This is a genomic window from Achromobacter marplatensis (assembly GCF_049060505.1).
Taxonomy (GTDB): domain Bacteria; phylum Pseudomonadota; class Gammaproteobacteria; order Burkholderiales; family Burkholderiaceae_B; genus Achromobacter; species Achromobacter marplatensis_A.
In genome coordinates, this window is sequence record NZ_JBMGRB010000008.1 from 68415 (window position 1) to 81291 (window position 12877).

Annotated in this window: 15 protein-coding genes; 10 read left to right on the plus strand and 5 right to left on the minus strand. The window is 64.1% G+C overall.

The annotated features are described in order from the left end of the window. Positions 1–96: 96 nt before the first annotated feature. Positions 97–567, minus strand: coding sequence for an Lrp/AsnC family transcriptional regulator (locus ACI0FO_RS19860; RefSeq protein ID WP_006226939.1), 471 nt, complete (start codon positions 565–567; stop codon positions 97–99). A gap of 159 nt (positions 568–726) precedes the next feature. Here ACI0FO_RS19860 and ACI0FO_RS19865 point away from each other — a divergent pair, with 159 nt between their 5' ends. From ACI0FO_RS19865 to ACI0FO_RS19890, 6 genes are all read left to right on the plus strand, one after another. Further along, a complete protein-coding gene (locus tag ACI0FO_RS19865) occupies positions 727–1638 on the plus strand; it encodes a DMT family transporter (protein WP_416029408.1) in 912 nt (303 codons plus the stop codon). 61 nt (positions 1639–1699) lie between these two features. Then, positions 1700–2446, plus strand: coding sequence for a sulfite exporter TauE/SafE family protein (locus ACI0FO_RS19870; RefSeq protein WP_416029410.1), 747 nt, complete (start codon positions 1700–1702; stop codon positions 2444–2446). 54 nt (positions 2447–2500) lie between these two features. Next, on the plus strand, positions 2501–2725 hold the full coding sequence (locus ACI0FO_RS19875) for a hypothetical protein (RefSeq protein WP_416029412.1): 225 nt from the start codon (positions 2501–2503) through the stop codon (positions 2723–2725). Positions 2726–3066: 341 nt separating this feature from the next. After that, positions 3067–3279 carry a hypothetical protein gene (locus ACI0FO_RS19880; protein ID WP_006218759.1) on the plus strand — a complete coding sequence of 71 codons (213 nt, stop codon included), beginning with the start codon at positions 3067–3069 and terminating at the stop codon, positions 3277–3279. A gap of 148 nt (positions 3280–3427) precedes the next feature. After that, complete coding sequence (locus tag ACI0FO_RS19885; protein WP_416029414.1) at positions 3428–4540, plus strand: AGE family epimerase/isomerase; 1113 nt, start codon at positions 3428–3430, stop codon at positions 4538–4540. A 102-nt stretch (positions 4541–4642) separates the two neighbouring features. Next, positions 4643–4858 carry a hypothetical protein gene (locus tag ACI0FO_RS19890; protein WP_082386981.1) on the plus strand — a complete coding sequence of 72 codons (216 nt, stop codon included), beginning with the start codon at positions 4643–4645 and terminating at the stop codon, positions 4856–4858. An 85-nt stretch (positions 4859–4943) separates the two neighbouring features. On the opposite strand, the gene ACI0FO_RS19895 is transcribed toward ACI0FO_RS19890, so the two are convergent. Next, complete coding sequence (locus tag ACI0FO_RS19895; protein ID WP_416029416.1) at positions 4944–5909, minus strand: LysR substrate-binding domain-containing protein; 966 nt, start codon at positions 5907–5909, stop codon at positions 4944–4946. Between the two features lie 121 nt (positions 5910–6030). Here ACI0FO_RS19895 and ACI0FO_RS19900 point away from each other — a divergent pair, with 121 nt between their 5' ends. From ACI0FO_RS19900 to ACI0FO_RS19910, 3 genes are all read left to right on the plus strand, one after another. After that, positions 6031–7023 (plus strand): Bug family tripartite tricarboxylate transporter substrate binding protein, encoded by a 993-nt coding sequence (locus ACI0FO_RS19900; protein WP_416029418.1) that lies wholly within the window; start codon positions 6031–6033, stop codon positions 7021–7023. A 2-nt stretch (positions 7024–7025) separates the two neighbouring features. Next, a complete protein-coding gene (locus ACI0FO_RS19905; protein WP_416029420.1) occupies positions 7026–7904 on the plus strand; it encodes an N-formylglutamate amidohydrolase in 879 nt (292 codons plus the stop codon). A 146-nt stretch (positions 7905–8050) separates the two neighbouring features. Next, positions 8051–8374 (plus strand): hypothetical protein, encoded by a 324-nt coding sequence (locus tag ACI0FO_RS19910; protein WP_416029422.1) that lies wholly within the window; start codon positions 8051–8053, stop codon positions 8372–8374. Positions 8375–8497: 123 nt separating this feature from the next. On the opposite strand, the gene ACI0FO_RS19915 is transcribed toward ACI0FO_RS19910, so the two are convergent. Further along, entirely contained in the window at positions 8498–9340 is an 843-nt protein-coding gene (locus ACI0FO_RS19915; protein WP_416029424.1) for a LysR family transcriptional regulator, read from the minus strand. 115 nt (positions 9341–9455) lie between these two features. Between ACI0FO_RS19915 and ACI0FO_RS19920 the strand changes: the two genes are divergently transcribed. After that, positions 9456–10439 (plus strand): bile acid:sodium symporter family protein, encoded by a 984-nt coding sequence (locus ACI0FO_RS19920; RefSeq protein ID WP_416029426.1) that lies wholly within the window; start codon positions 9456–9458, stop codon positions 10437–10439. A 14-nt stretch (positions 10440–10453) separates the two neighbouring features. Here ACI0FO_RS19920 and ACI0FO_RS19925 read toward each other — a convergent pair whose 3' ends face one another. Continuing rightward, positions 10454–10840, minus strand: a complete 387-nt coding sequence (locus ACI0FO_RS19925; protein ID WP_416029428.1) for a Rieske (2Fe-2S) protein — start codon at positions 10838–10840, stop codon at positions 10454–10456. Between the two features lie 52 nt (positions 10841–10892). Further along, on the minus strand, positions 10893–12698 hold the full coding sequence (locus ACI0FO_RS19930) for an ABCB family ABC transporter ATP-binding protein/permease (RefSeq protein WP_416029430.1): 1806 nt from the start codon (positions 12696–12698) through the stop codon (positions 10893–10895). Positions 12699–12877 lie beyond the last annotated feature (179 nt).

A 12877-nucleotide genomic window follows, 5' to 3' on the forward strand; every position in this document is an offset into this window, starting at 1 on the left:
CGATGGGAGGGATGCCGGGGCGATCACCGCCGACGGGCTCATTGTGCGGGCGGCGGCGGTATCCCGCAAGTTTCCGAAAAGCGACGCCCCGTATCCTCAGGCGAGCGGTACGGCGGTGGTGTACAGCACCTGCTTCAACGCGAAGCTTGAGCGGATACTGGCGACGCCCGGAATGCGGGTGATGTGTTCGACGATCAGGCGTTCCAACGCGTCCACGTCCGGCACCAGCGCGCGGATCAGGTAGTCGGCGTCTCCTGACATCAGATAGCACTCCATGATTTCCGGCAGAACGGCGATTTCGCGCTCGAAGACGTCCAGGGCGGCCTTGCGCTGCTTGTCCAGCGAGATCTGGATGAACACGTTGACTTTCAACCCCAGCTTGCGTGCGTTCAGCAGCGTGACCCGACGATCGATCAGACCTTCGGTTTCCAGGCGGCGAACCCGCGCCAGGCAGGGCGAAGCCGACAGGTTCACGCGGGCGGCAAGCTCGACGTTCGTCAGACGCGCATCACGCTGAAGTTCGTTGAGGATTCGGATGTCAGTGGCATCCAGGTTGATTTCCGGCATAAGTTACCTAGGGATTGTGAATGTGCAGTCGCTTTGTGCTGTATGCAGAGTTTATCGAAGTGAATTGAAGTGAAATATGCTGGGGTTTACCCTATAGACTATTCCTTCCTTTGGCTAATCGGCCAAAGCGCAGAATAACCAAGCGGTAGATTGGCAGTAATGAGTCAGCACAGCGCGTTGCGTAGGTTTTTGCCATTGATCGGCGCGGTCATGGTTTGGGGCGGGAACTGGCCAGTCATGAAGTTGGGCCTGACGCACATGAGCCCGCTGTGGCTGGCTGCCAGCCGCTTCGGGTCCGCCGCGCTGGTCAGCGTGCTGGTGCTGGGCGCCATGGGACGCCTGCGCCTGCCGACGCGGCAGGAATGGCCGTTGGTGGCGGGCGTGGCGCTGTTGCAGATGGGCGCATTCACCGCGCTGGCGCTGTGGGCGCTGCAATACGTGGCACCCGGGCGGGCGTCCGTCATCGCCTACGCCACCTCGATCTGGGTCATTCCGTTGTCGGCGTTGATTTTGAAAGAACGCTTGTCGGCAGGCCAATGGCTGGCTACCGCATTAAGCTACGCGGGCATCGGCGTGATCGTCGCGCCCGCGTTCAGCCCCTGGCAGGCGCACACGGTGATCGGGCTGGCCATGCTGCTGGGCGCCTCGTTCGCGTGGGCTTGCAACATCATCCAGCTACGCGGCAATCGGCATGTGCGGCTGGGCGCGGACATGATCCCCTGGCAAACCGCCATCGCCACGGTGCCGCTGGCCGCGCTGGCGTGGATGCGCGACGGCGCGCCGGGCTTTCTGGCCGTGCCCGAGGCCTGGCCCATCATCCTTTATACCGGCCCGCTGGCCACCGCGTTGACTTTCATCGTGGTGCTGGGCATGACGCAGAAGATGCCGCCTGTTGCCACGTCCATCGCGATGCTCTGTGTGCCGGTGATTGGCTTGATCGTGTCCTCGCTGGTGTTCCACGAACGCATGTCGGGTGATTTGGCATTGGGCCTGTCGCTGATCGGCGCAAGCGTGGCCGTCTCTGCGGTGGCCTCGCGCTTCAAGCGCCCCATGGTGCTGCAACCTTCGTAGAACGTTCTAGAATGGCTTGCGCCGGGAAGGGCCTGGCACGTCATCCGGGTGCGCGGCTGAAATGGATTCGCTATCTGTGCTGGTTGTGGTGGGCGCCATGGCCGCGGGCTTTGTGCAGGGCCTGTCGGGCTTCGGCTTCGGGATGGTCGCCATGTCGTTCTGGGCGTGGACCATCGACCCCAGGCTGGCCGCCGCGATGGTCGTGTTCGGTTCCCTGACCGGGCAGTTGCTGGCCGCTTTCACGGTGCGGCGCGGTTTCGCGATGTCGCATCTGTTGCCCTTCATCATGGGCGGGCTGCTCGGGATACCGTTGGGCGTGATGCTGCTGCCCCATCTGGAGCCCTTGATATTCAAGGCTTTCGTGGGCGGATTGCTGGGAATCTGGTGCCCGGTCATGCTGTTGGCGGCGCGTCTGCCGCGGATCACCGCAGGCGGCAAGGTCGCGGATGGCGTGGCGGGCGCGATGGGGGGCATCATGGGCGGCATCGGCGGATTCACGGGCGTCATTCCCACGTTGTGGTGTACCTTGCGCGGATTCGACCGCGACGTGCAGCGTTCGGTGATCCAGAATTTCAACTTGTCCATGCTGACGGTGACGATGGCCACCTATGTGTTCACGGGTGTGGTCACGCGCGACATGTTGCCCCTGTTCGCGCTGATCGTGCCCGCGATGTTGGTGCCCACATTGTTGGGCGCGCGCTTGTACGTGGGCATCAGCGATCTTGCATTTCGGCGGATCGTGCTGGGGTTGTTGACGCTGTCGGGCATTGCGTTGCTGGCGTCGTCGGTGCCCCAGTTGCTGGCCTGAGCGAAGCGGCAAGGCGCGCATGCTATCGTTGAGGCATTCAAGAGAGAATCACGCATGGCATTGCATCGTTTCCAGAAGGGTGAATTGAGTCATTGGCTGCGGCTTGTGGCCGAGAATTCCGAACCCGGCGCCACTCAAGTCGAGGTGCCCGACGAGGTCGCGAAAGCGCTGGTCACGCTGCGTTGCGTTCAAGCCGGCGCCGACGGCCGCTGGTTGATCACCGAAAAGGGCAAGCTCGCCCTGCGTATGGAAGAGCCGGGCGCCATACACGTGCGTTGACCGGCAAGCACGCTGGCGTTGCGTGCCCCGCGCTGCCATCCGGCCCCCCCAGCAGCCAATCCGTTATCCCGCATCCCCTCAGGTCACCGTGCCCGAATATCGGCATAGTTTGCGAATGATTTCGCTGTATGTCGCCCGTTCGCGGTTATTGGCGGGACAGTACGGGAATCTCCTGAGACGGAATGTTCGATTTGGCATCTTCCGGACGTATCGCACACGCTTCGTCGCCAGTAAGATGAACTTGCGTGACGCTTTCAGGTCTATTTATTTATGCGGGATTTTCTGCACCCGCCACGTCACGCGTGGTTCACGCGTTTAGGTAACCGACTGGGAGGTAGCACATGCAGCATCGTGACCAGGAAGTACTGATCGACGTTTCCACAGCGGCCATGGATACCGGCGGATATGGCGTATTGCTGACGGTAACGGCCGAGGGCGGCACCGAAGTGGATGCCGCATTTTCCCACTTGGGCAACTGCGCTTCGTTGGACGAAGCACGTGATCGCGCGGAAATCTTCGCGCAGAACTGGGTTGAGGAAAATATCTTCCGATAGGGCATTCCGCCCTGGGCGAAGCTAAGCGGGTAAACCGGTCTGTGCGTGCATGACGCTGCGGAGAATGCTCGAAAGTTTGCGACGAAAATTTCGGTTATCGTTGCTGCTCCAAAACCTGGGGCCCTATTCGGGCATGCGTCGTTCCAAGATGACTGCCGCACAGACCAACCACTCTCTCGCGGAACATATCCGCGCGTTGCGCGAGCATTTCGATAGCGTCATTCTGCCTTTGTGGATGGGGCAGGGCTTCAATGACGCGGCCGGTCTCCCTTACGAATCGCTGGATGCCGCGACGGGCGCGCCGCTTGCACCGGTGCGCTACCGCGCCATGGCCTGCGCGCGTCAACTGTATGTATTCGCGCAGGCGCCCGGCGCGGCGGCCGGCCAACATGCCGACCGCCTGTTCGGGTCTTTGCGCCGCGTGTTCCGCGACGAGGCGCGCGGCGGCTGGCGCTACAGCGTAGACGCCGATGCGCGGCCGCTGGATGAAACCCAGGATCTTTATACCCATGCGTTTGTCGTGCTGGCGTGTGCTGCCTATTTTCAGCGCAGCCGCCATGCCGATGCCCGCAAGCTCATGCTGGCCACCGCGTCGACCATCGAGGCGCGTTTCAAGACCCGCGACGGGCTGTATCACGCTGCGCTCAGCCCTGACTTGAGCCAGCCGTTGCGCCCGCCCGCGCAGAATCCCATGATGCACCTGACCGAGGCGTATCTTGCCGCGGCGCAGGTGGCCGAGCCCGCGCTGTTCGCGCAGCATTTGCGCAGTCTGGCGCAGGCGATCAGCCAGTTCTTCGTCCATGTGCCGACGCAGTGCATTTCCGAAGCGTTGCAAGGCACCGCCGATAACCGCCTGGAGCCCGGGCACCAGTTCGAATGGTTGTCGCTGGTGCATGGCGCCGCCGAGGTTTTCGACGGGCTGGACTTGGTGGAATCGCTGCCGCGCGCCGTGCTGTGGTCGCGCCAGCATGGCGTGGATGTTGCCGGGCCGGGCGTGCTGGCGTCATTGGACGAGTCGGGCGTGGTCATCGACGATACCCGGCGCATCTGGGCGCAGACGGAATACCTGCGCGCCTTGGCGGTGCTGGGCGATCGGTCCGCGCTGGCGTCAGGACTGGCCGATTTCCGCGCCCGGTTCCTGCATGACGGGGGCTGGTTCGAATGCCTGGACGCAAGCGGGGCGGTGGTGCGCGCCGACATGCCGTCTACGTCCCCCTACCATCTAGCCACTTGCCTGGCGGCCTTGCCCGACGTTGTTTAATTGCGGCGTTAACAATTATTGTCACGTTGTTGTTAGGATTTGATAGAAAAACATTGGTGAAATCCCTTACAATTTGCTAACACTGTTTGTGGGGAAGCATCAATGAGCGTTATGTGCTTGGCTTGCCAACGCATTAACCCAGGGCTGTCTGGCGTTGCGCCGCATTCGCACCTGGGGCACCAAGGTTTCACCAATCCGACCCAGAAAGGGCGTGAGGAAAGCCGTGAAGACCATTTCCGCTGCTTGAGCTGCGGGGCGAAATGGCTGCGTGAAACCGATAAGTGGGGCGTGGACCTGGGCTTCAAGCTGGCGCCTTGAGCGCGTCGCGTTGCCGTGTGCCGACCGGGCCTCTGAGAAGAGGCCCGTTTCATTTTGAAGTGATTGGCAGGGTTTCAGTGAAACGCTATGCGTCCGCGCCGCTGGCTCCAGCGGTTTGCCGGACGGGTCGCGCGGCCGCGACGTCGGGGTCCGCGCTGGCGGTTTGCAGCAACCATTGCCGAAAGCAGGCCAGCGCGTAGTGGTCGCGGCGCTGGGCGGGCGCGCAAAGATGGTAGCCGCGGCGCAGGCGGATGGGCAGATCGGGAAAGGGCGCGGCAACACGGCCGGACTGGAGCTCGTCGCGCACCAGGCAACGCTGCAGAACCGCGATCCCCATGTCGGCCATCACGGCGCGGACCAGGATGGATACTTGATCGAAACCGTTCGATAGCGTGACGGCGTCGCGGGGCACGCCTGCCGCGGTAAACCATTGCGCCCAGTTGTCTTTGCCGTTCGAGTGGTAGAGCAGCGGTTCGCCAAGCAGGCCGTTGGGCGTGCACCATAGGCCCTGGGCCTGCCTTGCGGCCAATCGGTCCGGGTGGCAGATCACCACCATTTCGCGGCCGATCACGTAGTCGGCCTGCCAGCCGGGCCACTGTTCGGGCGTGCCGGACAGGATGCTGGCATCGGGCGTTGCGCCTGAAAAATCCTCATTGCGCCGATAGGCCGCGAAGCTCAGCTGGATCTCGGGATGGCGCCGATGGAAATCGGGCAGGTGCGGCACCAGCCAGGCGCTGGCCAGCGTGGGAACGGTAGACAGCGTCAGCTGGAAGCGGCGGTCGTCGGCTCGCAATTCGGTGCTGAGCATTTCGATCGCCTGCAATGGCGCCTGGGCGCCTTCGTAAAGCCGCTTTCCCATGTCGGTCAACGTCAGGCCATGTGCGTTCCGGTGCATCAAGGGCTGGCCAAAATGTGCTTCCAGACGAGAAATGGCGCGGCTGATGGCGCCCTGGGTCACGCATAGGGTCTGGGCCGCTTGCGTGAAGCTGCCCAAACGCGCTGCCGTGATGAAGGCGTGCAGCTCTGACATGGACGGCGAGTGCAGGCGCATCGAGCATGATCTTTGGTAATGAAGGAGTGCAATATAGTCGTTTGAAAGGGGACCGTAAAGTTCGGACACTGGCGGCCGTATCTCAGACCCACTACGACTTTTCACTTTTCGGAGTAGCCCCATGTTTCGCCGCCAGTTGGGCCGGTCCGCGCGTTTCGCGCTTGCCGGCATGTTTGCCACGCTGTCCTTTGCCGGTGTCGCCCACGCCGCCGACTATCCTTCCCGTCCCATCAAGCTGGTGGTGCCGTTTGCCGCCGGCGGTTCGACCGACATCGTTGCCCGCCTGGTGGCGGAATATGCCGGCCGCGATTTGAAGCAGACCATCGTCGTTGAAAACAAGGCGGGCGCGGGCGGTTCGATGGGCATGGAGCAAGTGGCCCGTTCCACGCCGGACGGCTACACGATCGGCATGGCCACGATGAGCACGCATGGCTCGAACCCGGCCGTGTACCGCAAGATGAATTACGACCCGGTGAAGGACTTCGTACCCGTGGCCAACGTGCTGGCCGTGCCCAGCATCTTTGCGATCAATCCGAACCTGCCGGCCAAGAACATGGCCGAATTCGTGGCGCTGGCCAAGGGCGCGCCGGCCGACCGCTACAGTTTCGCGTCGCCGGGCGTGGGCTCGTTGGGCCACGTGAACATCGAGAATTTCATGATGCTGTCTGGCATCAAGTTGCTGCACGTGCCGTACCGTGGCGCGGGCCCGGCGTTGAACGACGTGATGGGCGGCCAGGTGGATGCAATCACCGACAACCTGTCGTCCACCTTGCCGCAGGTGTTGGGCGGCAGGCTGCGCCCGCTGGCCGTGTTGGGCGCCGAGCGTTCGCCGCTGTTGCCGGACGTGCCCACCTATATCGAACTGGGTTATCCCGACATGGGCACCGGCGGCTGGTTCGGCCTGGTGGCGCCGGCAGGCACGCCGTCGGCCGTGGTCGACCGCTTGAACCAGGCGGTGCGCGCCGCGATGCAGGACCCGGAGTTCCGCAAGAAGGCCGAGGACGTGGGTGGTACGCTGATGCCGACGACGCCGCAAGAGTTCCAGGTCCAGATTGAACAGGCCCTGGCCCGCTACGCCAAGGTGGCCAAGGCCGCCAACATCCAGGCTGACTGACGATGAGAAACGCCGATTTCAACGCGGTTTCCGTGCATGAACCCCAAGGGCCGGCCTTGCCGCTGGTCTGTGATTCGCCCCATAGCGGTGAACGCTATCCCGATGACTTCGGCGCTGCCGCGACGCGCGCGCAGCTACGCCAGGGCGAAGACACGCATGTGGACGCGTTGTGGTCGGCGGCGCCCGCGTTGGGCGCCACGCTAATCGCGGCGAATTTTCCCCGCGTGTATATCGACCCGAACCGGACGTTGCAAGACCTGGACCCGGAGCTGCTGGCCGAGCCCTGGCCCGAACCGCTGTCGCCGGGCGAGAAGACCCGGCTAGGCAAGGGCTTGATCTGGCGCCGGATGGACAAGGCCACGCCGATCTACGACCGCAAGCTGTCGCTGGACGAAGTGCGTCACCGCATTCAGGCGTATTACGCGCCCTACCATGCGGCTTTGTCGCAGGCGATCAGCCGGGTCGAGCAGCGTTTCGGCGCCGTCTGGCACTTGAACCTGCATTCCATGCCCAATGACGCCTACGAACGCCTGGGCCGGCAGAGCGAACATCCGTTGGCGGACTTCGTGTTGGGCGACCGCGACGGCACGACCTGCGAGCCCGAATTCATCGCGCTGATCGAGAAGGCGCTGCGCGATCTGGGTTACACGGTGGCCCGCAACGACCCCTACAAGGGCGTGCAGTTGATCGCGCAGATCGGACAGCCGGCGTTGAACCGGCACAGTCTGCAAGTGGAGATCCGGCGTCCGTTGTACATGGACGAAGCCACGCGCGAGCGCAACCCGGGCTTTGAATCGCTACGCGGACATCTGTCGCAAGTGTTGGAGCTTGTGGCGGATTACGTGCGGGTAAGGATGAACGCCGTTACGTCGACAAAATAGACTCGCGTGTGCGTAAACGCGCCAAACAGCCGGAATTGATGTGGATCAATTCCGGCTGTTTTTCAGTGGCTTAAGTTTTCTTTGCGCCGGCCGTTGTCGCTAACAACGAGCTGCGCCGTCTTTGGCCGTGGCGATAGGAAACCGTAATGCTAGAAAAGACGATCAACGGATTTTCGGTGGTGGCGTATGCGACGCAACCCGAGGGCCGCACGCCGCCGCGGGCGTTCCTGGAGACGAGGCGTCTTGCGTCAAAGTCCAAGCCTGAAGCGGCGGACGGCGATGCGGGCGCGCAGGGGACGGACGCCGCGGACGCAGGTGAGGCTGAGGCCAAGCCCGAAGGCCAGCCTTTCGAGATCTTCGTCAGCCGTCGTTTCCGCAGCGCGATCGAAGCCATGTCGGCGGCGCGCAACGCATTGGACCGCGTGAAAAGCGTGGACGAGGACGGCGTGCCCGACCACCTGCCGGAGTAGCGCGCAAGACGGGCCCGGGCGGGCCGCATGCGTGATGGCCGGCGGGGCCCTCATATTGTTATCCCGACTGTGTATTAAGGGGCGGCACCGCTCCAGACGTGCCACATCGATGCGCGGTTCAGGTCAGGTCAGCGTGCTGCGCATCAGGATTTCGGTCAGCGCGCGCGTGGGTTTGTTGGGGGCAGGGGCCGCGATGACGATGAATTCCACTTGCGGCAAGGCGGGCAAATGGGCGGCGCCGGCAGGCGCGGCCAAGCCTGCCGTGGACAGGTGAGAAGGCTGCACCGTGATGCCCAGGCCGGCGCGGGCGGCAGCCTGACAGCCGGCGTAGCTGGTGCTGGTGCAGACGATCTGCCAACTGCGGCCGGCGCGCGCCAGCGCGTCTAGCGTCAGCGTGCGGGTCACGCTGGGCTCGCGCAGCAGAATCAGCGGTAGCGGTTCGTCGGCCGCGATACGCAAGCCTTCCTTGGCCCGCCACAGCAAGGCCTCTTTGTGCAGGGTCTGCCCCCGGCGGTCGCCGCGGCGGCGTTTGCCGATCATCACGTCCAGGCCGTTGTCGTCCAGCAGCTTGTAGAGCTCGCTGGTGACGCCGATGGTCAGGTCCAGCTCCACTTCGGGATGTGCCAGGCGGAAGGCGGCCAGCACGTCGGGCAGCGGCCCCATCGCCAGATCGTCTGACGTGCCCAGACGGACGCGGCCGCGCAGCCGGGGCGCATCGAACAGCCGTTCGGCGCGTTCATGGGCGTCGAGGATGATTTCCGCGTGCACCAGCAGGCTGCGGCCGTCGCTGGTCAACGTAAGCGAATGCGTGTCGCGCAGGAACAGGCGGCGGTTGACGGCCTGTTCCAGTTGCCGGACATGTTCGCTGACCGTCGGCTGGGTCAGGCCCAGGCGCCGGGCGGTTTCGGTAAAGCTGGGCGCGGCGGCGGCCGCGGCAAAGGTCTTGAGCCACAAAGGATTGAGCATGGCGGCGATGGCGGGCTATAGGGTTTTCCGATGACAGTTAAAGTAATCAGTGGACTTCACGATGGCAAGAGGCGCGCCTATAGTTTTCCGTAACTCCTCGGAAAATTCTCCCGCCATGCGCCGCTTCCTGCCCGACTCGTTCACGCTCACCCTGATCGCCACCGTGGTTTTCGCCAGTTTTTTCCCCGCCGTGGGCAAGGGCGCGTCATTCATGATGGTGGCCAGCAACATCGCCATCTCGTTGCTGTTCTTCTTGCACGGCGCGCGCCTGTCCACCGACGCCATCGTGGCGGGCGTGAAGGATGTGCGCTTACACGCGCTGATCCTGGCAAGCACCTTCATCTTGTTCCCGGTGCTGGGCCTGGGGCTGCGGGCGCTGTTTCCTGGCTTGCTGGCGCCGTCGTTGTGGTTGGGCGTCTTGTTCGTCTGCACCTTGTCTTCCACCGTGCAGTCGTCGATCGCGTTCACGTCGATGGCGCGCGGCAACGTGCCCGGCGCCATTTGCGCCGCGACGGCGTCCAATCTGCTGGGCACCGTGCTGACGCCCTTGCTGGTGGCCGTGCTGTTGCATCGCCAGGGGGGCGGGCACGGGTTGGCCGACGCTGGCCGCATCTTGCTGCAGTTGTTGCTGCCGTTCGCGCTGGGCAGCCTGCTGCGGCCGTGGATCGGGGCGTGGGCGCAGCGCAATAACCGCGCCTTGTCCAAGGTAGACCGCAGCTCGATCCTGCTGGCCGTCTACACCGCGTTCAGCGAAGCGGTGGCGCAGGGCATCTGGCATGCGTTTCCCGCGATCGACCTGGCCACGATGGTGCTGGTGAACGCGCTACTGCTGGGGGCGGTGCTGCTGATCACGACGTGGGGCAGCCGCAAGCTGGGTCTGTCCAAGGAAAACGAGATCACGTTGGTCTTCTGCGGATCGAAGAAGTCGCTGGCGTCGGGCATCCCGCTGGCGGCGGTGCTGTTCGGCACGGCGCAGATGGGCGTGGTGGTGCTGCCGTTGATGATCTTCCACCAGATGCAATTGATGGTCTGCGCCGTGCTGGCGCGCCGTTATGCGGAACGCGGCGAGCCGGCACGGGAAGCGGTGGCGGGCGCCTAGCGGCAGCCGCCCTGTCAGGCCTGACCGTCCAGGGGGCGGATCTTGCCGCCGGGCTGCCAGAACACGTCGCCATCGCGTTCCTCGACGGCAAGTACCGTCAGGCGGCCGTTCTTGCAGGGGCCGCCCACGCACAGGCCCGTGTCGGGTTCGTAGGTCGCGCCGTGGCGCGCGCACATGATCAGGTCGCCGGCACGCGTGAAAAAACTGCCTTCCCAGTCGAGTTCGACGCCCACGTGGGCGCAGCGGTTCAAGTAGCCATGCACACGGTCTTGATAGCGCACGAAGAACGCGGTCGTCCGGCCCGCGCTATCGGTTACCGGCACTTTCACGCCCAAGCCGCCGTTGAGGAGCTCGGCGGCGGCGCAGACTCGGACTTCGGGGGCGGCGGAAGAATCCTGCATGGCGGGCCTCGTTGGGAAAAGGGTGCGATCTTCGGGCAGGGGGCGGGGCTTGTCAATCCGCGGGCAGGACCGGGGCGCTGTCCTGCTGACGGGCCCACATGCCGGCGTAGACGCCGCCTTGCGCCAGCAACTGCGGATGGCGGCCGCGTTCGATGACACGGCCTTCGGACAGCACGATGATCTCGTCCGCGTCGGCGACCGTCGACAGCCGGTGGGCGATGATCAGCGTGCTGCGCCCTTGGCTGACTTCCCGCAAGTTGGCCTGGATTTCGCGTTCGGTATGGGTGTCCAGCGCGCTGGTGGCTTCGTCGAAAAGGAAAATGGCGGGATTTTTCAGGATCGTGCGGGCGATCGCCACGCGCTGCTTTTCACCGCCCGACAGCTTCAGGCCGCGCTCGCCCACCATGGTCTGGTAGCCATCGGGCATCGTCATGATCAGATCGTGGATATGCGCCAGCCGCGCAGCGGCCTGGATGTCGGCATCGGTTGCGCCGGGACGGCCGTAGCCGATGTTGTAGTGGATGGTGTCGTTGAACAGCACGGTGTCCTGCGGCACCACGCCGATCGCGGCCCGCAGGCTGGCCTGCGTGACGTCGCGCACGTTCTGGCCGTCGACAACGATGGCGCCACTATCGGTGTCGTAGAAGCGGAACAGCAGGCGGCCGATCGTGGATTTACCAGCCCCGGACGTGCCCACGACCGCCACCGTCTTGCCGGCCGGGATGGTGAAGCTGACGCCCTTCAGGATGGGGCGGCGCGCGTCGTAGCCAAAATGCACGTCGCGGAATTCGACTTGCCCGCCCGTGATCCGCAGCGGATGCGCGTCGGGGTGGTCGGCCACTTCGCGGTCCTGGCCTAGCAGTTCGAACATGCGTTCCATGTCGATGATCGCCTGCTTGATCTCGCGGTAAATGAAGCCGAAAAAGCTAAGCGGCTGGTACAGCTGCAGCAGGTAGGTGTTGACCAGCACGAAGTCCCCCAGCGTGTAGCGGCCTTCGGCGATGCCGGTGGCGGCCATCCACATGACCAGCGTCAGGCCGACCGAAATGATGGCGGCCTGGCCCACGTTCAGGATCGACAGGCTGACCTGGCTGCGCACGGCGGCGCGTTCGTAGCGGGTCAGCGAGGCGTCGTAGCGGCGCGCCTCGTGCTCTTCGTTGCCGAAGTACTTGACGGTCTCGTAATTCAACAGGCTTTCGATGGCCTTGGTGTTGGCCTCGGAGTCGGTTTCGTTCATCTGGCGCCGGAACTTGGCCCGCCACTCGGTGACGGCAAGCGTGTAGGCCATGTACAGGATCACGGTCGCGCCGGTGGCCAGCGCCAGCCACACGTCGAACATCTTCCAGAGCACGATGCAGACCAGGCCGATTTCAAAGAACGTCGGCAGGATGTTGAACAGCAAAAACGACAGCAGCGTCTGGATGCCTTTGGTGCCGCGTTCGATGGCCCGGGTCAGCCCGCCGGTCTGGCGCGACAAATGAAACCGCAGCGCCAGGGCGTGCAGGTGCCGGAAGATCTGCAGACCGACGGCGCGGATGGCGTGCTGGCCGACCCGCGCGAAAATCGCGTCGCGCAACTCAGAGAACAGCAACGACAGCACGCGGGCCGTGCCGTAGGCCAGGATCAGCCCCAGCGGCACCGTCACGGCGCCCGGGGCGCCTTTGCCCAGTTCGTCGATGGCATGTTTGTAGATCAGCGGCACGTAGACGGTCGCCGCCTTGGCGGCGAACAGACAGAGCAAGGCGGCGACGACGCGCACTTTCAGCCCCGTCATGCCCGGCGGCCAAAGGTAGGGAAACAGGGTGCGCAGGGTGGAAAAACCGCCGCGGTTATTGGGCGGCGCGTCAGGGGAATTCATGGTTGGCTGGGGACCGGGTGCGGGGGGCGAGGGGGCGTCTGCGGGCCATTATCGGGCACCGGCGCTATTATTTGGCTGATAACCCCTGGTGCATACGGACCATTGCCGGGGGACGTTCATCCGGTATTGCGATGCGGGCGTAGCTCGGCAAGCCCGCTCCTTTTTCTCTTCAATCCTGG